The organism is Citrobacter sp. Cpo148, assembly GCF_030332375.1.
GTDB lineage: Bacteria > Pseudomonadota > Gammaproteobacteria > Enterobacterales > Enterobacteriaceae > Citrobacter > Citrobacter portucalensis.
Genome location: NZ_JAOWHY010000048.1, coordinates 56,750 through 78,389, shown reverse-complemented (window position 1 = coordinate 78,389; position 21,640 = coordinate 56,750). Strand labels below are relative to the sequence as shown.

16 protein-coding genes and 3 tRNA genes are annotated in these 21,640 nt (G+C 53.9%); 9 read left to right on the top strand and 10 right to left on the bottom strand.

Going from position 1 to position 21,640, the window contains the following annotated elements:
- Positions 1 to 17: 17 nt before the first annotated feature.
- From fucK to fucR, 3 genes are read left to right on the top strand one after another with little or no spacing between them, the layout of a single operon-like run.
- Positions 18 to 1,436 carry an L-fuculokinase gene (gene fucK / locus OGY10_RS19040; RefSeq protein WP_286577201.1) on the top strand — a complete coding sequence of 473 codons (1,419 nt, stop codon included), beginning with the start codon at positions 18 to 20 and terminating at the stop codon, positions 1,434 to 1,436.
- Between the two features lies 1 nt (position 1,437).
- Positions 1,438 to 1,860 (top strand): L-fucose mutarotase, encoded by a 423-nt coding sequence (gene fucU, locus OGY10_RS19035; RefSeq protein WP_048236690.1) that lies wholly within the window; start codon positions 1,438 to 1,440, stop codon positions 1,858 to 1,860.
- A gap of 57 nt (positions 1,861 to 1,917) precedes the next feature.
- On the top strand, positions 1,918 to 2,646 hold the full coding sequence (gene fucR / locus OGY10_RS19030; RefSeq protein ID WP_003825642.1) for an L-fucose operon activator: 729 nt from the start codon (positions 1,918 to 1,920) through the stop codon (positions 2,644 to 2,646).
- A 35-nt stretch (positions 2,647 to 2,681) separates the two neighbouring features.
- Here fucR and rlmM read toward each other — a convergent pair whose 3' ends face one another.
- The 4 genes from rlmM to OGY10_RS19010 form a co-directional block, all read right to left on the bottom strand.
- Complete coding sequence (gene rlmM / locus OGY10_RS19025; RefSeq protein ID WP_003034040.1) at positions 2,682 to 3,782, bottom strand: 23S rRNA (cytidine(2498)-2'-O)-methyltransferase RlmM; 1,101 nt, start codon at positions 3,780 to 3,782, stop codon at positions 2,682 to 2,684.
- A complete protein-coding gene (locus tag OGY10_RS19020) occupies positions 3,775 to 4,170 on the bottom strand; it encodes a DUF423 domain-containing protein (protein ID WP_003034037.1) in 396 nt (131 codons plus the stop codon). Before OGY10_RS19020 ends, rlmM begins: the two co-directional genes overlap by 8 nt.
- Positions 4,171 to 4,188: 18 nt before the next feature.
- Complete coding sequence (gcvA, locus tag OGY10_RS19015) at positions 4,189 to 5,106, bottom strand: glycine cleavage system transcriptional regulator GcvA (protein WP_003034035.1); 918 nt, start codon at positions 5,104 to 5,106, stop codon at positions 4,189 to 4,191.
- Positions 5,107 to 5,471: 365 nt separating this feature from the next.
- Positions 5,472 to 5,699: a YgdI/YgdR family lipoprotein gene (locus OGY10_RS19010; RefSeq protein ID WP_003825635.1), complete on the bottom strand. Its 228-nt coding sequence runs from the start codon at positions 5,697 to 5,699 to the stop codon at positions 5,472 to 5,474.
- Positions 5,700 to 5,891: 192 nt separating this feature from the next.
- On the opposite strand from OGY10_RS19010, the gene csdA reads away from it, so the two are divergent.
- Together csdA and csdE are read left to right on the top strand one after the other, a co-directional pair.
- A complete protein-coding gene (csdA, locus tag OGY10_RS19005) occupies positions 5,892 to 7,097 on the top strand; it encodes a cysteine desulfurase CsdA (protein ID WP_063940940.1) in 1,206 nt (401 codons plus the stop codon).
- Entirely contained in the window at positions 7,097 to 7,543 is a 447-nt protein-coding gene (gene csdE / locus OGY10_RS19000; RefSeq protein ID WP_267439182.1) for a cysteine desulfurase sulfur acceptor subunit CsdE, read from the top strand. Before csdA ends, csdE begins: the two co-directional genes overlap by 1 nt.
- A gap of 77 nt (positions 7,544 to 7,620) precedes the next feature.
- On the opposite strand, the gene tcdA is transcribed toward csdE, so the two are convergent.
- Together tcdA and mltA are read right to left on the bottom strand one after the other, a co-directional pair.
- Positions 7,621 to 8,427, bottom strand: a complete 807-nt coding sequence (tcdA, locus tag OGY10_RS18995) for a tRNA cyclic N6-threonylcarbamoyladenosine(37) synthase TcdA (RefSeq protein ID WP_003825630.1) — start codon at positions 8,425 to 8,427, stop codon at positions 7,621 to 7,623.
- A gap of 108 nt (positions 8,428 to 8,535) precedes the next feature.
- Positions 8,536 to 9,633 carry a murein transglycosylase A gene (mltA, locus tag OGY10_RS18990; RefSeq protein ID WP_267439183.1) on the bottom strand — a complete coding sequence of 366 codons (1,098 nt, stop codon included), beginning with the start codon at positions 9,631 to 9,633 and terminating at the stop codon, positions 8,536 to 8,538.
- Positions 9,634 to 9,838: 205 nt separating this feature from the next.
- Between mltA and OGY10_RS18985 the strand changes: the two genes are divergently transcribed.
- From OGY10_RS18985 to OGY10_RS18975, 3 genes are all read left to right on the top strand, one after another.
- A tRNA-Met gene (locus OGY10_RS18985) sits at positions 9,839 to 9,915 on the top strand.
- 152 nt (positions 9,916 to 10,067) lie between these two features.
- Positions 10,068 to 10,144: transfer RNA gene (locus OGY10_RS18980), tRNA-Met, on the top strand.
- Between the two features lie 33 nt (positions 10,145 to 10,177).
- Positions 10,178 to 10,254, top strand: a tRNA-Met gene (locus tag OGY10_RS18975).
- A gap of 74 nt (positions 10,255 to 10,328) precedes the next feature.
- Here the strand turns inward: OGY10_RS18975 and amiC are convergent.
- Positions 10,329 to 11,582: an N-acetylmuramoyl-L-alanine amidase AmiC gene (amiC, locus tag OGY10_RS18970; RefSeq protein ID WP_003034016.1), complete on the bottom strand. Its 1,254-nt coding sequence runs from the start codon at positions 11,580 to 11,582 to the stop codon at positions 10,329 to 10,331.
- A gap of 235 nt (positions 11,583 to 11,817) precedes the next feature.
- Between amiC and argA the strand changes: the two genes are divergently transcribed.
- Positions 11,818 to 13,149: an amino-acid N-acetyltransferase gene (argA, locus tag OGY10_RS18965; RefSeq protein ID WP_008785703.1), complete on the top strand. Its 1,332-nt coding sequence runs from the start codon at positions 11,818 to 11,820 to the stop codon at positions 13,147 to 13,149.
- A 97-nt stretch (positions 13,150 to 13,246) separates the two neighbouring features.
- Here argA and recD read toward each other — a convergent pair whose 3' ends face one another.
- The 3 genes from recD to ptrA are packed head-to-tail and all read right to left on the bottom strand — an operon-like array spanning position 13,247 to position 21,499.
- Entirely contained in the window at positions 13,247 to 15,076 is a 1,830-nt protein-coding gene (gene recD / locus OGY10_RS18960; RefSeq protein WP_286577193.1) for an exodeoxyribonuclease V subunit alpha, read from the bottom strand.
- Positions 15,073 to 18,618: an exodeoxyribonuclease V subunit beta gene (gene recB, locus OGY10_RS18955; RefSeq protein ID WP_286577190.1), complete on the bottom strand. Its 3,546-nt coding sequence runs from the start codon at positions 18,616 to 18,618 to the stop codon at positions 15,073 to 15,075. The genes recD and recB overlap by 4 nt, the downstream gene beginning before the upstream one ends.
- Positions 18,611 to 21,499 carry a pitrilysin gene (gene ptrA / locus OGY10_RS18950; protein WP_286577188.1) on the bottom strand — a complete coding sequence of 963 codons (2,889 nt, stop codon included), beginning with the start codon at positions 21,497 to 21,499 and terminating at the stop codon, positions 18,611 to 18,613. The genes recB and ptrA overlap by 8 nt, the downstream gene beginning before the upstream one ends.
- Positions 21,500 to 21,640: the final 141 nt, after the last annotated feature.

Below are 21,640 nucleotides of genomic sequence, written 5' to 3'. Positions count from 1 at the left end.
ATCTCCCAGGAGCAATTATGAAACAAGAGGTTATTCTGGTTCTCGACTGTGGCGCGACCAACGTACGGGCCATTGCCGTTGACCGACAGGGAAAGATTGTCGCCCGCGCAGCGACCCCGAACGCCAGTGACATCGCCGCAGAAAACAGTGCCTGGCACCAATGGTCGCTGGAGGCCATTCTGCAGCGCTTTGCCGACTGCTGTCAGCGGCTTTCCTCACAATTGGCCGCCTGCCAAATTCGCGGGATCGCCGTCACCACCTTCGGCGTGGATGGCGCGCTGGTGGATAAGAACGGCAAACAACTGTACCCGGTGATCAGCTGGAAATGCCTACGTACCGCAGCGGTAATGGAGAATATCCATCGCTACATGTCACCGCAGCAACTGCAGGAAATCTCCGGCGTTGGGGCGTTTAGCTTCAATACGCTGTACAAACTGGTGTGGCTGAAAGAGAACCACCCGCAATTACTGGAACAGGCGCACGCCTGGCTGTTTATCTCGTCGCTTATCAACCAACGTTTAACCGGCGAGTTCACAACTGACATCACCATGGCGGGAACCAGCCAGATGCTGGATATCCAGCAACGTGATTTCAGCCAGGACATTTTGCAGGCAACAGGCATACCGCGTCGCCTGTTTCCGCGCCTGGTTGAAGCAGGCGAACAAATTGGGGTACTGCAACGCGAGGCCGCCAGCCAGCTCGGACTTCCAGAGGGTATTCCAGTCATCTCTGCCGGACACGACACACAGTTTGCGCTATTTGGCGCAGGAGCCCAACAGGATGAACCGGTACTCTCTTCCGGCACATGGGAAATTCTGATGGTACGCAGTGCGCAGGTAAATACCTCCCTGCTCAGTCATTATGCGGGCTCCACCTGTGAGCTGGATAGTCAGGCTGGGCTTAACAATCCCGGTATGCAGTGGCTGGCCTCCGGTGTGCTTGAATGGGTTCGTAAGCTGTTATGGACCGCGGACACGCCCTGGCAAACGTTGATTGATGAAGCTCGGGATATTCCCGCTGGTGCCGAAGGGGTGAAGATGCACTGCGACCTGCTGGCCTGTCAGAATGCGGGCTGGCAAGGGGTTACCCTCAATACTACCCGTGGGCACTTTTATCGCGCCGCGCTGGAAGGACTGACAGAACAGCTGCAGCGGAATCTGCAAACGCTGGAAAAAATCGGCCATTTCCAGGCCTCTGAACTGCTATTAGTTGGCGGGGGCAGCCGCAACATCTTGTGGAACCAAATCAAAGCGAACGTTCTCGGGATCCCTGTCAAAGTGCTGGATGATGCCGAAACCACCGTGGCAGGCGCCGCAATGTTTGCCTGGTCAGGCATCGGGGAATTTACCTCCCCGGAGCAGGCGCGCGAACAGGTGCGCTATCAGTACCGTTACTTCTATCCGCAAACCGAATCCGAACTCACAGGAGTCGAGTAACATGCTTAAAACGATATCTCCCTTAATTTCCCCCGACTTACTGAAAGTGCTGGCCGAAATGGGACACGGCGATGAGATTATCTTTTCCGATGCCCACTTCCCGGCCAACAGCATGGGGCCACAGGTCATCCGCGCTGACGGTCTGCTGGTCAGCGATCTGCTGCAGGCGCTTATTCCGCTATTTGAACTGGACAGCTACGCCCCACCGCTGGTGATGATGGCTGCGGTTGAAGGTGACACTCTCGATCCTGACGTTGAGACTCGCTATCGTCAGGCGCTTTCATTGCAGACCCCCTGCCCGGACATCACGCGTATTGACCGCTATGCCTTTTACGAACGAGCACAAAAGGCGTTTGCGATCGTTATCACAGGAGAGCGGGCAAAGTACGGGAATATTCTTTTAAAAAAAGGGGTAACGCCGTAATCTCTGGTCAGAATGCCCGTCAGGTACGGGCATTCATCATAAGATGAGGATCAGAACATGAAAGCGGCGCGCCAGCAGGCAATCGTAGATCTGCTTACTAACCACAAAAGCCTGACAACCGAAGCCCTGGCTTTGCAGCTTAACGTCAGCAAAGAGACCATCCGCCGCGATCTCAGCGAGTTACAGACCCAGGGAAAAGTGTTACGCAACCACGGTCGGGCCAAAGTTATTCACCGGGAAAATCAGGACAGCGGTGACCCATTTCATATTCGACTCAAAAGCCACTATGCACACAAAGCGGATATCGCCCGTGAAGCGTTGGCATGGATCGAAGAAGGTATGGTGATTGCCTTAGACGCCAGCTCTACCTGCTGGTATCTTGCGCGACAGTTACCGGACATCAACATTCACGTTTTTACCAACAGCCAGCCCATCTGCCAGGAATTGGCTAAACGTGAACACATTCAGCTTATCAGCTCCGGCGGTCGCCTTGAGCGCAAATACGGTTGCTACGTTAATCCCTCGCTTATCTCGCAGCTAAAACCACTCGAGATTGACCTGTTTATTTTTTCCTGTGAAGGGATCGACAGCGACGGCGCGCTCTGGGACTCAAATGCAACCAACGCAGACTTCAAATCCATTCTGCTTAAGCGTGCATCGCAGTCTTTATTACTGATCGATAAAAGTAAATTTAATCGTTCGGGAGAGGCCAGAATTGGGCATCTGGATGATGTGACGCATATTGTTTCAGATACACAGCTGATTGAAGCAATCCAGGCCGAATAGGGCAATTATGCCGCCATCCGGCCTGGGTTGTAGCCTTATCGCTCGTCGCGACGACCGCCAACGGCAGCCCACAGACGACGTACGTGAACGGTTACTTCTTCACGGTCATGATACAGCTGACGCGCCTGAATCTGGGCATTTACACCATGTTCATCAAGCTGGGCCTGAATGTAAGCCAGGTTCTGTGATACCTCTTCGTAGCGTTTTTTCATCGGCAGCTTGAGGTTGAAGATCGTCTCACGACACCAGCCGTTGACCAGCCATTGCGCCATCAGCGCGGCAACCTTCGCCGGCTTCTCCACCATGTCACAGACCATCCACGAAATGTTGTTGCGATTCGGACGGTACTTAAATCCGTCTTCACGTAGCCAGGTGACCTGCCCGGTATCCATCAGGCTTTGCGCCATCGGACCGTTATCCACGGAGTAAACCCACATATTGCGTTTAACCAGCTGATAGGTCCATCCGCCCGGGCAGGCGCCTAAATCCACCGCATACATTCCGTTCGCCAGACGCTCATCCCATTCATCGGCAGGGATAAACACGTGCAGCGCTTCTTCCAGCTTGAGCGTTGAACGGCTCGGCGCATCGGCTGGAAACTTCAGACGCGGAATCCCCATGTAAAACGGTGAGTTATTGTCAGGCCAGGAATAGCCGGTATAACAACAGCCAGGGGCGATAAAGAAGACGTGAACCACCGGACGCTTTGGCGTTTCATACTTTGCCAGTACGCCCGCTTCGCGCAGCGCTGCACGCAACGGTACAGTAAATTTACGGCAAAATTTAACCAGCTCTTTGCTTTCATTGGTGTCGGCAACTTCTACTCGTAGATCGCCACCCTTTTCCACCACGCCCTGCAACATGCCAACGATCGGTGTAATACGATCTTCCGGCGGTAAGTATTGCAGCAGCTCGCCCACCACAAACATTTGACGAGCAAAAATCAGCGAACTAAACGGCAGTTCTTTCACTAACTTTTCAGCATCGTCCTGCTGATAGCATTCGAAGATGACGTAACCCGCATTGTCTTTCACGCGGGCAAAACCGAAGATTTCCCGGCGTCCTGCTTTATCCGTAATTTCTGCGGCGCACTCTTTTTCAAAACCTGGGCGACACAACAATACAACCTTATTCATGGCTAACGCCCTTACGTTTCAATCGAATAGCGCCCACTAACATCAGCGCCCAGCCTACGAGGAAGCTGAAGCCGCCGACAGGGGTAACAAACGCCCACAGGCGTAAATGAGAGAGCGCGAGACAATACAGGCTGCCGCTAAACAGCACTGTACCTAATGCCAGAAACACGCTACTCCAGTAAAACCAAATACTAATGCGCCGTTGCATGGCGACGGCCAGGCCAAAGATAGCCAGCGTATGAAACGCCTGATACTCAAGGCCGGTCTGAATCCACCCCATTTCAACAACACCGAGGGTTTTGCTCAGAACATGTGCCCCAAAGGCGCCCAACGCCACAAAGATAAAGCCACTTACGGCGGCAAAAATCAGCATAAAACGGCTGGTCATTTGAATACCCTACGTAAATTATTGTTCATAACGAAAGCGGAATTTTTCTTGTTCCGTGGCCGCTTTCGCCAGAATCCACTGACGGAAGGCGGCTATTTTACCCAGTTCTGCCTGACTGTCATGACAAACCAGATAAAATGCGTTTTTGCTGACCAGAACATCGTTAAACGGACAGACCAGACGTCCGGCTTCAATTTCGGACTGCGCCATGACGTTGTTAGCCAGCGCGATCCCCTGTCCATGGATTGCAGCCTGTAGCACCATGGCGCTATGGCTGAAGATAGGTCCCTGCTGTACGTTGATATGATTCAGGCCAAGCTGGCGCGTATAGGCTTGCCAGTCTCGTCGCGACGCATCATGCAATAAAGTGTGTTTTGCCAGGTCGTCCGGTGTCTTTAGCGGTTTATCACCGGTAAGCAACAGCGGAGAGCAGACCGGCAATAAATATTCTGCGTACAATTTTTCAACGCGCAGACCCGGCCAGTTGCCGCGTCCGTAGAAAATCGCCACATCAACATCATCAGCCAGTTTGTCTTCCTGACGGTCCACCGCCTGGATCCTGACATCGATTCCCGGATAAGCTGAGTTAAAGCTAGAGAGTCTGGGCACCAGCCATTGGATCGCAAAACTGGGCAATAAACTAACGGTAAGCGCACCTTTTGCACTGCGTGCCTGAAGTTTACGCGTCGCGTCGGTTAATTGCGAAAAAATCTCTTTAATGTCGAGAAAGTAGCTTTGACCTTCTTCCGTTAACAGCAAAGATCGATTGCGTCGACGAAACAGTTTTAGCCCCAAAAAATCCTCAAGTGACTTGATTTGGTGACTTACTGCGGCCTGCGTCACAAAAAGCTCTTCTGCTGCGCGAGTAAAGCTTAAATGACGCGCTGCAGCATCAAAAACACGTAACGCATTTAAGGGTGGTAATCGTTTTGACATGACTTTTAGGCTTTGATGTTAAATGAATTTAACAATTAGCTAACAGGCTGTAACCTATTAGTTTTTTTTATCTGAGCCATTATAAATTGTCCGTTGAGGTTCTACCAGCAAATACCTATAGTGGCGGCACTTCCTGAAGCCGGAACGAAAAGTTTTATCGGAATGCGTGTTCTGGTGGGCTTTTGGCTTACGGTTGTGATGTTGTGTTGTTGTGTTTGCAATTGGTCTGCGATTCAGACCATGGTAGCAAAGCTACCCTTTTTCACTTCCTGTACATTTACCCTGTCTGTCCATAGTGATTAATGTAGCACCGCCAAATTGCGGTGCTTTTTTTTGTCCACATTTCGTCGATGGCCGACCGGCTATTATTGCTCCAGTTCTACCATCTCTTTCACGTCAGTGCGGTTAATCTGCTGTTTGTTGCCGTTAGCGTCTTTATACGAAATCATCCCCGTCTCATTATCGGTCTGTGGTTTACCATCAGCTACGATTGATCGACCATCATTGGTGTGCATAACGTAATTCGAACCAGAACAGGCGCTCAGGGCAAAAGTCAGCATACAGGCAGAAATAATGGCGGCAGTCTTTTTCATCTTCTTCTCCTTAAAGCGATTTATGCTATTAAAAACATACTCCGTAACAGGCAAAATTGTTCGCCTAACGCTATTTAGCATAAGACACTGAACGGGCTTTGCCAGGATATCCAGAGTATTCCGATGGTTAGCACAACCCTTGTATCAATGCCCTTTTTGCGCCACGATCGGTTTACTGAACTGAGGAATACCATGAACGCTTTTAACCCCGCGCAGTTTCGCGCACAATTTCCCGCACTCAACGATGCTGGCGTCTATCTCGACAGCGCTGCTACGGCACTGAAGCCACAGGCAGTCATTGAGGCTACCCATCAGTTTTATAGCCTGAGTGCCGGGAACGTCCATCGCAGCCAGTTTGCTGAAGCCCAGCGCCTGACCGCACGCTATGAAGCCGCGCGGGAAAAAGTCGCACACCTGATTAATGCGTCGGATGACAAAACCATCGTCTGGACCCGCGGCACAACGGAAGCGATCAACATGGTTGCCCAAAGCTATGCGCGTCCACGCCTTCAACCGGGTGATGAGATTATCGTTAGCGCAGCGGAACATCACGCCAACCTCGTTCCCTGGCTGATGGTCGCGGAGCAAACGGGGGCTAAGGTTGTCAAACTCCCACTCACCCCCCATTTATTGCCAGACGTTGAGCGCCTCACGCAGCTCATCACCCCGCGCAGCCGCATTCTGGCGCTCGGGCAAATGTCGAACGTCACCGGTGGCTGCCCGGATCTGGCCCGCGCCATTACGCTCGCCCATGCGGCTGGCATGGTGGTGATGGTTGATGGTGCCCAGGGGATTGTGCATTACCCTGCCGATGTACAGCAGTTAGATATTGATTTCTATGCGTTTTCAGGCCACAAGCTATATGGCCCCACCGGTATTGGCGTGCTGTACGGTAAGCCGGAACTGCTGGAAGCCATGTCTCCCTGGCTTGGGGGCGGTAAGATGATTAGCGAAGTCAGTTTTGACGGTTTCACCACTCAGCCCGCACCATGGAAGCTGGAAGCCGGTACGCCTAACGTTGCAGGCGTTATCGGGCTAAGCGCGGCGCTCGAATGGCTGGCGGACGTCGACGTTGCGCAGGCCGAAAACTGGAGCCGGGGTCTGGCGACGCTGGCAGAAGATGCCCTGGCGAAACGCCCTGGCTTTCGTTCCTTCCGCTGCCAGGACTCCAGTCTGTTAGCCTTTGATTTCGCGGGTGTTCATCACAGCGATATGGTCACTCTGCTGGCCGAATATGGCATTGCGCTGCGCGCGGGGCAACACTGCGCACAGCCGCTGCTGGCGGAACTTGGCGTATCCGGAACACTACGCGCCTCATTTGCCCCTTATAATACCCAAAGCGATGTGGATGCGTTGGTCGCAGCCGTCGACCGCGCGCTGGAAATATTGGTGGATTAATGACAAGCCCTCAGTTCGCCGGACACCCGTTTGGCACAACCGTAACCGAAGAGACGTTACGCAATACCTTTATCCCACTTACTCAGTGGGAAGATAAATATCGCCAGCTGATTCTGCTGGGTAAGCAGTTGCCGGCGCTCCCGGATGCGCTAAAGGCGCAGGCCAAAGAAATTGCGGGCTGCGAAAACCGCGTCTGGCTGGGGCATACTTTTAATGAGAATGGTACTCTGCATTTCTTCGGCGACAGCGAAGGTCGAATAGTACGTGGACTGTTGGCGGTATTACTCACCGCGGTCGAAGGTAAAACGGCAGCCGAGTTACTGGCGCGTTCTCCGATGACGTTATTTGACGAACTGGGTTTACGCGCTCAGCTCAGCGCCTCGCGTAGCCAGGGACTACATGCTCTGAACGAGGCGATTCTCGAGGCGGCCCAGAAAGCTGGATGACGACGCTGATACGTCTTATCCGGCCTACAACACTGCACGAACTGTAGGTCGGATAAGCGTAGCGACATCCGACACAATCAGGCCTGACGCGCGGCCTTCGCCATCATCTTCTTCAGCGCATGGGAGACAGCAACAAAGCCAAAGGTGGCTGTCACCATGGTGGCCGCGCCAAACCCGGACGCGCAATCCATACGCTTCGGCCCTTCCGCCGTCGCTTTCATCGCACATACCGAGCCATCCGCCTGCGGGTAAACCAGCGCTTCGGTCGAGAACACGCAGTCCACGCCCAGCTTGCCTTTACTGTTTTTCACCACGCCAAAATCGCTTTTCAGCCGCTCACGTAGCTTGGCCGCCAGCGGATCCTGGATGGTTTTTGCCAAATCAACGACCTGAATCTGGGTAGGATCGATCTGTCCGCCCGCACCACCGGTGGTCACCAGCGGAATTTTGTTACGCCGACAGTACGCGATCAGTGCCGCTTTTGGGCGCACGCTATCAATCGCATCGATGACGTACGAAAATCCCGCATTCATATATTCAGCAACGTTATCTGGCGTAACAAAATCATCGACCACGTTCACCCGGCACTCCGGGTTAATCTGTCGGATACGCTCCGCCATCACTTCAGCTTTTGCCAGACCGACGTTATCACGCAGCGCATGGATCTGGCGGTTTGTATTGGTGACGCACACATCATCCATATCGATGAGTGTGATAGCGCCAATACCGGTTCGCGCCAGCGCTTCCGCCGCCCATGACCCTACTCCACCAATCCCAACAACGCAAACGTGCGATTGGGCAAACAGCTGCAACGCATTTTCGCCATACAGACGTGCCGTACCGCCAAAACGTTGGCGCCAGGCATCGCTAATAACCACAGACATAGAACCTCAAATTCATTAATACCGAGCAGTCTGACTGCCTGATGTCGGCTACGCCTTATCAGGCCTACTCAATAATGTAGGCTTGATAAGCGAAGTGCCATCCGGCAATTAACCGCTGAACACGTTATCCGCACCCGGCGCTGTTTTTAGTACCCATACGCGACCGTAGTGATTATACCACCCGGCACGGTGTCCGGCGTCAGTGCCAATACCCTGATAGATGTCGAAGTGTTGCCCTTTAATAGCCCCACCCACATCTAACGCCACCATCAGGCGCAGTTCGTACTGGCCGGTAAACTTGCCGTTATTGTCCAGTAACGGGACTTCCGCCAGTAACGTTGTGCCCGCAGGAATGATACTACGGTCAGAAGCTACGGACGCGCGGCCAATCAGCGGCACCGCGCTGGCCCCTTTCACCGGAGCAAAAGATTGCGGTTTAAAGAAGACAAACGATGGGTTCTGCTCCAGCAGCTCACGCACTTCGGCTTCGCTGTGCGTTTCACCCCAGTGGCGAATAGCCTGCATCGACATATCTTCTTTTTTCACTTCGCCACGGTCGATAAGCACTTTACCGATACTGCGATAGGCGTGGCCGTTTTTCCCGGCATAGCTAAAGAAGTTGAGCGGGCTGCCATCGCCAAAATCGATGTAACCACTGCCCTGAACATCCATAATGAAGTTATCCATCAGGGAGTTGCTGTATGCCAGAATATAATTGTCGCTTAGCGCGCCCGCGTAGATCTCGGCACGAGAGGGTAAGCGCCCACGTTTTGGCGGCATGCGATAGATAGGATACTGAAACTCGCCCTGGCGCGTATGGCGCGCCTGGATAACCGGTGTGTAGTAACCTGTAAACTGGACGTTACCGTAGTTGTCCGCCCCTTCCATTTGCCAGGCATCAATACCAAACTGGCGCATACTGCGCGTATCACCGCCCGCACGTAACCATTGCTGGATAGCGTTGTAGACGTCGCTCTGGTTGCCGTACAAACGTGGCGAAGCGCTGCGAATTTGATTAACCTGCTCGGCGAAATCACCGGCATTGATTGGCGCGCCAACCGCATCAGGCTGGTTCACCAGTGAGAAAGGCTGGGTAAATTTCCCGTCTTTATACTGCTGCCCACGATCGGTGGGTTTTGAGGAACACGCGGCGAGCATCGCGACTACAGCTCCCGCCAGAAGATATTTTGCCCAACGTCCTTTCATTGTTCTCGTCTTATGTTGCCTGAATGCGAGACGAAGATAACAAACCCCCGAACCTAATGAAATGCGTATACATACCCGAACGCAAATTTTGAGCAAAAAATAATCCAGAATGCGTTGTTTTTGTTCATTTTCACCCTAAAAACGTGATCAAGGTGAAAAAAGGGTTGCATGAAAATGCGAGCAGAGTATAGTGCGCATCCACGGACGCGGGGTGGAGCAGCCTGGTAGCTCGTCGGGCTCATAACCCGAAGGTCGTCAGTTCAAATCTGGCCCCCGCAACCAATTAAAATTTGATGTAAGATTTTTGCAAAGTAGTTCGAATCACAGCAAGGCGGCGACGCAGTGAATCCTTAGGAACTTACTCCAGTAAGTAACTGAGGTGAACGAGGAAAGCCAACGCTGATGTGGTTTGAAATACGAAGCAAAAAGACGGACGCGGGGTGGAGCAGCCTGGTAGCTCGTCGGGCTCATAACCCGAAGGTCGTCAGTTCAAATCTGGCCCCCGCAACCAATCAAATTTGATAAAATATAAGCAGTACGGTGACGCGGGGTGGAGCAGCCTGGTAGCTCGTCGGGCTCATAACCCGAAGGTCGTCGGTTCAAATCCGGCCCCCGCAACCAACACATTAAACACCTTAACGGGTGTTTTTTTGTTTCTGTCGCCCATAAAAAAAGCGCTTTTCAGCGCTTTTTTGTTATCCCCTTCTCGCCAGCGTCGCCCCATCGGCAAAGTAGGCTTTAATCCCTGCCAGAATCGACTCTGCAACTTCCTGCTGGAAGGTCGCCGTTTTGAGTTTGCGCTCTTCCTCAACGTTACTGATAAATGCCGTTTCGACCAGAATGGACGGGATATCCGGCGCTTTTAGCACCGCAAACCCGGCCTGTTCAACCTGGTTCTTATGCAGATTGTTGATTTTGCCAAGCTTGTTCAATACCGCTTTACCAAACTTCAGGCTGTCGGCGATGGTCAGCGACTGCACCATGTCGAACATGGTGTGGTCGACGTAGCGGTCACCGCTCTTACTGACGCCACCAATGAGATCCGAGGCGTTCTGGGTCTGCGCCAGATATTTCGCGGCGGTACTGGTCGCACCTTTGGTCGAGAGCGCAAAAACCGAAGAACCGCTGGGTTGTCGACTGGTAAAGGCATCGGCGTGAATAGAGACAAACAGGTCAGCACGCTGCTTCTGCGCTTTCGCCACGCGGACTTTAAGCGGAATGAAGATATCTTCATTTCGTGTCATAAAGACCTTCATGTTGCCCTCTTTCTCTATGAGGGCTCGCAGGCGGCGGGCAATCTGCAGCACCACATCCTTTTCACGCGTCTTGTATTTCCCCACCGCACCGGAGTCTTCTCCGCCGTGGCCTGGATCGAGCATAATGACAATGGGACGATCGCGCCCCGCTTTACCCGGCTGCGGGCCACTTTGTGCAGGTGGCACCTGTTTATCCAGATCGCCCTTGTTGTAATCTTCCAGCAATGCCAGCAGCGGATCCTGAACGTCCTGGGCATTCGCGGGATAGAGATCCATAACCAGACGTTCTTTAAAGCCTGCCACCGGAGCCAGCGCAAAAAGTTGCGGCTTCACATTCTGTTTCAGCTCGAACACCATCCGCACGGTCTTTGGATCAAACTGGCCAACGCGCGCCGACTTAATATACGGATCGTCAGGACGAATCTGCGTCCCAATGCCTTTGAGCACCGAGTTCAAATTAACGTCTTCAATATCCACAACCACACGCTCAGGATTACTCAGGGCAAACTGTTTGTATTTCAGCAGACGGTTAGATTCTACCGTGACGCGAGTGTAGCTGGACGCAGGCCAGATACGTACGGCAACGACCTGACTCACGGCCGCCAGACCCACCTGGCTGACGCTCAAAAGCCACATAGCACCCGCACCTTTCAATAAACGGCGGCGACTGATTGCTGAATTGGATCCCGACATGCTTCTCCCGAGCAAAAGAAATCTTTTTTAGAGGTAATACGTAAAACGTCCGAATTGACCGGAAACTTTAGCGAATGACGCATAATCTGTCATCTATAAAAGGGTAAACATTCTTTTTATATTCACGGCATTACTGAGAAAAATCTTCGGCATGGGTAAAAATTACGCTTGCGCACAGCGCAAAAACAGAATAAAAATACACAAATTACGAATAATCATGCAATGAGGGTGTGCCGTGGTGAAGGAGCGTAGAACCGAACTGGTACAGGGATTCCGCCATTCTGTTCCCTATATCAATACCCATCGGGGAAAAACGTTTGTCATTATGCTGGGCGGCGAAGCCATCGAGCATGAAAACTTTTCCAGTATCGTCAATGACATTGGTCTTCTTCATAGCCTCGGCATCCGCCTGGTCGTGGTCTATGGCGCACGACCGCAGATTGATGCCAATCTTGCGGCGCATCATCATGAGCCGGTGTACCACAAAAATACGCGCGTTACCGACGCTAAAACGCTGGAGCTGGTCAAGCAGGCTGCGGGATTACTTCAGCTTGATATTACCGCCCGCCTGTCGATGAGCCTGAATAATACGCCATTGCAGGGTGCTCACATCAATGTGGTCAGCGGTAATTTTATTATCTCCCAGCCGCTGGGCGTTGATGACGGCGTAGATTACTGCCATAGCGGGCGTATTCGTCGTATTGATGAAGATGCCATTCACCGCCAGTTAGACAGCGGCGCAATTGTGCTGATGGGCCCGGTCGCCGTTTCCGTCACCGGTGAGAGCTTTAACCTGACGTCAGAAGAGGTCGCCACGCAGTTGGCTATCAAACTGAAGGCCGAGAAAATGATCGGCTTTTGCTCCTCTCAGGGTGTCACCAACGATGACGGCGATATTATTTCCGAGCTGTTTCCTAACGAAGCTCAGGCTCGCGTTGAGTTGCAGGAAGAGAAAGGCGATTACAGCTCCGGCACGGTGCGCTTCCTGCGTGGGGCAGTGAAGGCCTGTCGCAGTGGCGTACGCCGTTGCCATCTGATCAGCTATCAGGAAGATGGTGCATTGCTGCAGGAACTGTTCTCCCGCGACGGGATCGGTACGCAGATCGTAATGGAAAGCGCCGAGCAGATCCGTCGCGCTACCATTAACGATATCGGCGGGATTCTGGAGCTTATCCGCCCGCTGGAGCAGCAAGGTATTCTGGTGCGCCGCTCGCGCGAGCAGTTGGAAATGGAGATCGACAAATTCACGATTATTCAGCGTGATAACCTGACCATCGCCTGTGCCGCTCTGTACCCTTTCCCGGAAGAGAGAATTGGCGAAATGGCGTGTGTAGCAGTGCATCCGGACTACCGTAGCTCGTCACGCGGGGAAGTGTTGCTGGAACGAATCGCCGCGCAGGCCCGGCAAATGGGGTTGAGCAAGCTGTTTGTGTTAACCACACGCAGCATCCACTGGTTCCAGGAGCGCGGCTTCACGCCGGTGGATATCGACCTGCTGCCGGAAAGCAAGAAAGAGATGTACAACTATCAGCGGCGGTCAAAAGTGCTGATGGCGGATTTGGGGTAAGAGTCGTTGCCGGATGCGGCATAACAGCCTTATCCGGCCTACATCGCTGGCACATCTTTTTTAGGCCGGATGGCGCTGACGCTTATCCGGCCTACATCTACATCATGCCGTCATTAAATAATGCTGACAGTCCGCTGCGACGTTCGGTACGGGTGGCAATGGCGCGGCTCAATATCCGCTCATCGGCATACAGCGACAGGCGGCGACGCGCGCGGGTAACGGCGGTATAGACCAGCTCGCGGGTAACCACGGGTGAATGCTGGCTGGGTAAAATCAACGCCGCGTGATCAAACTCAGATCCCTGCGATTTGTGCACCGTCATCGCCCAGGTGGTTTCATGTTCAGGCAAGCGGCTGGGCTGCACCGATTTGATAGAACCATCCGGCAGCGCAAACCACACCCTCAGGCCCTGTCCACGGTCGAGGGCAACGCCGATATCACCGTTAAATAATCCCAGCGAACTGTCATTGCGCGCGATCATCACCGGCCTTCCCTCATACCAGCGGCTATGGGTCGAACGATGAATTTTACGTTGATGCGCCATCACCTGCTCAATGCGTTCATTCAAACCACTAACGCCAAACGGACCTTCCCGCAGGGCGCATAGCAGTTGATACTCATTGAAGGCCTGAATGACAGCCCCCGGCTCGGCACCCTCGTGCAGCAAATCCAGGTAGTGCCCGTATCCCGACAGCGCCTCATCCAGCATCGCGGCATAATCCTCGCTGCTGTGTAGCGTGCGTTTTTCGATGTCGCTAAATCCCTGCTGGAACACCGTTTTTATCGCAGTTTTGTCGCCGCGATTAATCGCCGCAGCCAACTGACCGATTCCGGAATCGCTGCCGAAACGGTAGCTTTTTTGCAGCAGGCACAGACTGTCGCGCAACGCTGCTGCCTGAATTCCCGAACCGGCGGGAATAGCGCTCCCGGTCAGGCGACTGAGCTGGCGGGCGCGTTCCGGGGTAAACCCGTCACCGACGAAAGCACAGATATCCCCCAGCACGGCCCCCGCTTCGACGGAAGCGAGCTGGTCGCGATCGCCCAGAAAAATTACCCGTCCGTGCGGCGGCAGCGCATCGATAAGGCGCGACATCATCGGCAAATCAATCATCGAGGCTTCATCCACCACCAGCACATCCAAATGCAACGGGTTTCCCGCATGATGACGCAGGCGCTGACTGCCAGGCTGAGCGCCTAATAATCGATGCAGCGTACTGGCGTCATCGGGGATGCGTTTCTTTTGCTCATCGGTTAGCGGTAGCTCTCGTAGCGCCGCTCCCAGTGAGGCGGTCAGGCGCGCAGCCGCTTTTCCCGTTGGCGCCGCCAGTCGAATACGACAGCGCTCACCGTCCGCCATTTGAATCAACGCCGCCAGCAGCCTTGCGACCGTTGTCGTTTTTCCCGTCCCCGGTCCGCCTGAGATCACCGATATCCGGCGGGTGAGCGCAACAGCAGCGGCTACTTTTTGCCAGTTAACCCCCTCCGATGGCGGAAACAGCGCCGCCAGCGTGTGGGTCAGCCGTTGTTCATCCACTTCAATGGCGTGGTTCACTTCACTGAAAAAGCGAGCCACCGTACGTTCGTTGTGCCACATCCGGTTCAGATACAAGCGATCGCCGTACAGCACCAGCGGCGTGGGTTGCTCGCCACGGCTTACCGCACTGGAAGCCAGCAGACATTCCGCCCAGTCTTCTGGCTCGCCCGTTTCAGCGAGCCAGGCGCTTAACAGAGGATGCGCGTCCTCGCTCAGAGATAACCGTGAAAGCGGTAAGCAGACGTGCCCTTCTCCCGCTTCACGACTGAGCAACGCCGCAGCCAGCGCAACGGCAGGGTTGTCATTTCCGGCAACCGCCAGCGCGAACTGAGCATCCAGAGGCCGGAGCTGTTTTTGCTCAACAGCCTCCAGAAATCGTTTCTGGATTGTCATAGCATCGTCTCCTGCACCGCACCGGCAAACATCTCGTCCATCAACGCAATCAACTCTCCGTCAGGTCGGGTCGCGTAAATTCCCTGCTGCGGATTTTCACTGTCAACGCCGCGCAGGAAGAGATAGATAACGCCGCCAAAATGGCGTTCATAATCGTAATCAGCAATGCGATGGCGTAAGTAGCGATGCAGCGCGAGGGTATAAAGTTGGTATTGAAGGTCGTAGCGATGCGCCTGCATGGCAGAGGCCATTGCCTGCTGCGTATAGGCGGAGCTGTCTTCACCCAGCCAGTTCGATTTGTAATCGAGCAGGTAATAACGCCCCTGGTGGCGAAATACCAGGTCAATAAAGCCTTTCAGCATGCCGCGAACCTGCATAAAGTCCAACGCAGGGCACCCCGCCGAGAGCGGATCGTATTGGCGAATTAACGCATCAAGCTGGTTGGCCATCAACGGCTGCGAAATCGGCAGATAAAACTCCATCTCCACCTGTTTTTCACGCGCGGATAGCTGGCTCAAACTCACGCCAGTCTCGTTGAGAGGCGCCTGCAAAATGGCGTCCAGCCATTCGGTCAAAATCGGCGTCCAGTGTGCGTCATAACCGCCCAACGCCAGTTGCTCCTCGACCCAATGCGGATCCACCGGTTGCGTAAAATCGAGGTCTTCAAACAGGTTATGCAAGAACGTACCCGGCGAAGCGCCGCGCGGGAACTGATGCGGTGTAAGTCCTGACTCTTCAATAACCTCGCCGACGCCTGTGGCATCGATATCCAGTCGTGGGATCAGATCCTGCGCGATACCCTGTCCACGCTGTTGCAGACCGGAATAACTGGTCACGCGCCAGCTATCGCCGGGCTTACGCTGCAGTATATTAGCACTCAGTTCGCTGCTAACGGCCTGCGCAACCTGCCAGGGTTCACCGTCAGGCTGCGCGGGAGTCTGGCAAGCAATATCGTTGCTACAAAGCGCTTCAATCGCGCTACGCAGACCCACGGCATCCATCGGCTCACCTTTTTGCAACAGGCGACCAAGTGCACTCTGATGCACATCGGTATCCCCTTTTTTATCGCCCCGACGTCGTACCAACGGCGCAACGCCAAGGCTGCAATGCCATACCGAACGGGTTAGCGCGACATACAGCAAACGCAGGTCTTCCGCCAGACGCTCTGCTTCGGCTAGCTCAACGCTCTCCTCAGCATCGCTGAGATCCAGCACGGCTTCAAAAGAGCTACGATCGTGGTAGAAAGCCTGATCCTGAACGCGGAAATTGGTAATAAACGGCAGCCAGACCAGCGGATACTCCAGCCCTTTCGATTTATGGATGGTGACGATTTTGACCAGATGCTTGTCGCTTTCCAGCCTGAGCTGCTGGCTGGACGCGTTGCTGTCGGGTTCAAGAATATGCTGGGACAACCAGCGCACCAGCGCATGCTCGCTTTCCAGCTGCGAGCCCGCTTCCTGCAACAGTTCGCTGATATGTAAAATGTCGGTCAGTCGACGTTCGCCTCCCGCCGTCGCCAGCAGGTTCTCTGCAATCTGGCGAGCCGTCATCAGCGCACGTAGCATCGGCATCACGCCGCGTTTATGCCAGATCTGACGATAGCCGTCGAATTCTTCGACCACCGCATCCCAGGCATTCTCGTCGGTATTTAACGCTTCAATATCCTGCGCATTCAGACCCATCATTGAGGTCGCCAGCGCGCTACGCAACGTGTTCTCACGTTCCGGCGTCATCACCGCCTGCAGCACCCATAGCAACTCCTGCGCTTCAAGTGTTTCAAATACGCTGTCACGGTTGGAGAGGTAGACAGAGGGAATGGCCAGTTGCGTCAATGCATCACGGACCAGCGCCGCCTCCTGGCGGCTACGCACCAGTACGCTGATGTCCGACGCGCGTACCGGGCTGGATGCTTTGCCACTGACCAGTTGCGCTGCGCCAGAATGCCCGGCCTTAAGCCAGTCGCGAATTTGTGTGGCGCACACCTGGGCCATGTAGCTCTGATAATCGCCTACGCCGCAACTTTCTCCTTCCATCAGCCACATACTCATAGCTGGCTGCGTTTCGCCGTGCAAAACAAACCGTAACGCCTGGTTTTTTTCTGCGGATTTTACCGGGCTGAAAGGGATTTCGCGGAACATAAAGGCGTCGTCCATCTGGCTGAAAAGCGTATTCACGCTATTGACCATGCCGGGGGCCGAACGCCAGTTGGTATCGAGCGTATAGTGTGCGCTGACTTCGCTGCGCGCCTTCATATAGGTGAAGATATCCGCGCCGCGAAACGCGTAAATTGCCTGTTTCGGATCACCAATTAGCAGCAGTGCGGTATCCGGCTGATGCTGCCAGATCCGACGAAAAATACGGTACTGCTGCGGATCGGTATCCTGGAATTCATCGATCATGGCGACCGGAAAACGAGTACGAATAGCCGTCGCCAGCGCATCGCCGCTTTCACTGCGCAACGCCGCATCCAGACGGCTGAGCATATCGTCAAAACCCAGCTCGCCGCGGCGACGTTTTTCCTCGGCAACTGCCGAGCGGATCTCCGCCAGCGCCCGGGTGATCACCAGATCGCGGAGAGTTAACGGTTCGCTAAGCAGTTCATCAATAGCGACAAACAGCGGGTGCTGAGGGGTTATCCCGCCCGCTTTGGTTCGCTCTTCCAGAAAACGCTGTGAGAATTTCTCCAGCGCGTCAGGAAGCTGGTAACTTTGTGTTTCTTCCTGCGCCCACGCGCTGATCTTTTCGATCCACTTGCCCTGATTACCGCGATTAAATTTACGCCGGTCAATTCCGGAGGCTTCCATCAGGCCATCCAGCTCATCAACAGAATCACGCCATTGCTGCTTGATCTGGTTAATGCGTGCGAGAATTTGTTCATGCCGGGCGGACAGCGTTTCGTCATCAGACGGTGGCGCCTTGATAACCGGCGCTTCCCCCTGCAGATAGCGATCGATATCTCTCAACAGCGCTTGCGGTCCTTTCCACGTTTCAAAAACCACCTGCGCAATGTCGCGAGGCAGCGGGTAGCAGTGCCGACGCCAGAAGTCCGCGCAGGCCTGATAGCGCAGCAGCGATTCATCTTCTATCAGCTGCTGTTCGAACAGCATGCCTGACTCAAAGGCATTGAGACTGAGCATACGCTGACAAAAGCCGTGGATGGTAAACACCGCCGCTTCATCCATCTGTCTTTCAGCCAATAGCAGCCACTGCGCGGCCTGTTTTTTATCGGCAATTTCATCTAACAAACGGGCATATAGCGGGTTGTCGGTGGTTTCACGCAGGCAGGCAATTCGCAGTTCATGAATATTGCTACGAATTCGACCGCGCAACTCTTCGGTAGCCGCCTCGGTGAAGGTGACCACCAGCAGTTCTTCGACGGTCAGAGGACGAGGAAAGGCGGCAGAGCCGCCCAGTCCAAGCAGTAAACGTAAATATAGGGCGGCGATGGTAAAGGTTTTACCGGTGCCCGCAGAGGCTTCAATCAGGCGCTCGCCCGTCAGAGGCAAGCGCAGTGGATCAAGGGACTCAGCGGCATCATTCATTCTTATCACTCATCAGGGGTAAGGTTTGCTGCAACGCGCTGACGGTCTGCCACACTTTCCAGCCTTCCGGGTGCACATATTCTGCTTTCCCATTCTGACTGCCGGAAACCTGTGACAATATCGCCATGCCTTGCGGCTCAACCACCGCCTGATGGAAGAAGTCGGCAAGTTTTTGCGGCGTCAGCAGTTTAATCTGAGCCACTATTTTATCACGTGAATCGAAGCGCATATTGCCGCGATCAAAATCTTTGCTTAACTGTGAGGCTTCTGCCCCCAGCGTTTGCGGCGCCTGCAGCATTTGCGCAATAATCGCCTGCTGAATTTGCGCGAACTCTTCAGGTTTCATCGCCCGCAGCTTCGCTTCCGCCGTCGGGAAGAACGCTTTATAACGCTCCCAGAGGTAAGACGGCTGCTTATCACTGCTTTGCAGCAGGAACCCCATTCCCCACTGACGGCCAACACTCATCGGGAAAGCAAATACGGCGTAGCCTAACTGTTCTTCAGTACGCAGCTGATTGTAGAACCACGGCTGAACAATCTGACCTAACATAGCGCTGTAGGCTGAACTGGCGTATTCATCGTATCCGGTTGGCACAAATACCGCCGCCAGCGCTGAATCCGTGCTGCTGCCTGCTTTTTCAAAGATGACGGACTGCTTCTTGTCCACAACCACATCTTTGTTGCGACACCACTGTGACCCGTTCGCACCAAGCTGTTTTTGGATATCCCGCGCCATGCTCGTTGTCTGAGCTTCGCTCATATTGCCAATGACCAGGAATTCAGGTCGCGCACCGGTTTTTAAAGCGTCGCGGTAGGTCACCACCTCTTTCAGGGTGATGGAAGGCAGCAGCTTACGGCGCTCGTCGCGGGAGAAGTACGGCACCTGAGAAAGCATCTGCACCGGCATAATAGCCTGATCGTAAGCTTTACCCTTTTCTGCGGAATCCATCATCTGGGCATACCAGGATTTCGCCTGCGCCAGTTGTTCATCCGTTGAGGTGTAGCTGAAATAACCGCTCAATAAGGCCTGAAAAAGCTGCGGCAGACGTTGAGTGTAGCCATTAGCGTTAAGCATCAGACCATTGTTAGCGTTGGTCGAAAAACCTATTCCACCCACCGATGCCTGGTTGCTTAACTGATCGAGCGCGATTCCCGCCAGGTAGTCGTTCAGGGCGAATAATACCTGGTTGCGCGCGCTGTCCATGGCTTTCGGGTTACGCAGGATCACGCTGACATCAGCCTTCGGCTCGCTGGCAAAATACTGGCTCGGCGCATACACCACGCGTAAATCCGGCTCATCGACAATCAGTTCCGGGTGAGCGTATTTTTTATCCGTCTTAATCAGCGTGAAATCATCCGGAATGTAGGGGTTCAACTCCGGTAACGACAGCGCAATGCCCTGCGCTTTTTGCTGCCAGTCGGCAAAGGTTTTGTCGCTGATTTTATCCACCTGGTAAGGCGCATCGACAAAATAAGCGGTTTTATTATGTGGCTCTTTCGCGCTGATATACCAGATACGCGCATTCTGCGGCGTCATCATTGCCAGACGTTGCTCAACGGCTTTCGCATCGTACTGGTCAGCAATATTCACCGCATCCAGCGTATGCTCGACGGGAACGCGGATCATGGTATCAGCCAGCCATTCCACGTAGTCCATATCACGGGTGATGGAGGGATAACGGAAATCGAGATCCAGCACGTGCGCCAGCTCGTCAAAATAGCGTTTATCGACACCTTTCTCTCGTAACAAATTGAGGTAGCTAAAGATTGCTGCGACAACTTCATCGCGGTTCGCCAGCCCCTTGTCGGTTAACGTCGCGGAAATGGCTAATACGCCGCTGTTCCCGTTGACTACCGGATCGGAGTCTGCGCGAATACCTTCAACCAGGCCCTGCTTTTGCAGCCAGTCAGACAACGTGCCCGGGCTACGATTGCCAATCAGGTAGGTCACCAGTTCATCGGTTTTACTGCGGAACTGCGCGCTGTTGTTATCGATACGAAACTCGACGCGCAATACTTTGCGCGGCATTGCCGGAACATAGTGGATGATGATGCCCTTTTGCGCATCAGTGACGACCGGGACGGTAATCTCAGGCTTTGCGATATTCCTGTTCGGTACGCGCCCAAAGGTGTCAGCCGCTATCCGCGCCAGCTCTGGCAGCGGTTTATTGCTATAAATCACCGCCTTCATCAGGTTCGCAGAGTAGTACTTTTCATGAAATTTTTGTAATGCTTGCAGCACCGGGTTGCCCGGTTTATCGCTTAATGTCTCGAGATTCCCGCCAGAGAAACGCGAACCTGGGTGCGCCGGGTTGATCGTCTCAGCGCTCACCTGCGCCATACGCATCCCGTCTCGGGTACGCGCCAGCGTCAGCTCGGAGTTAACCGCGTTACGCTCGCGGTCGGCATATTTTTTATCCAGCAATGGATCGGCAATAGCATCCGCCAGGCGATCCACCGCCCCCACCAGCGCGTCGTTTTCGACTTCAAGATAGAAGGCCGTACGATAAGGCGCAGTGCTGGCATTGTGGCTACCGCCGTGCATTTTCAGGAATTCAGCCAGGCTGTCCGGCTGTGGGTATTTTTTCGAGCCCATCAGACACATGTGTTCGAGATAGTGCGCCAGCCCCTGATGATCGTCCGGATCTTCCAGCGAGCCCACGGGGACTACCAGTGCAGAAAGGGATTTCACGGCCTGAGGATCGGATACCAGCAGCACAACCATGCCGTTATCAAGGCGCACGGCCTGATACTGACGGGTGTCTTTATCGCTTTTACGGATGGTTTCAGCTAAAGGCTGCCAACCGGTATCTGCCTGACTTACGGGAACCCAAAGGGCGACGAACAACAATAATGCGCTGAACCAGGTGCTGCGGGGCATTCACAAACCTCATCATTAACGAATTCACCTGTTCACTGCAAACCACGTATCAATACGTGGCCTGAACAGGGCAAGACTTTGTGCTGAACAAATCAGCATCTTCTCTTTGTAAGAATCAGTCCGTGACAGAATGCGCATCAT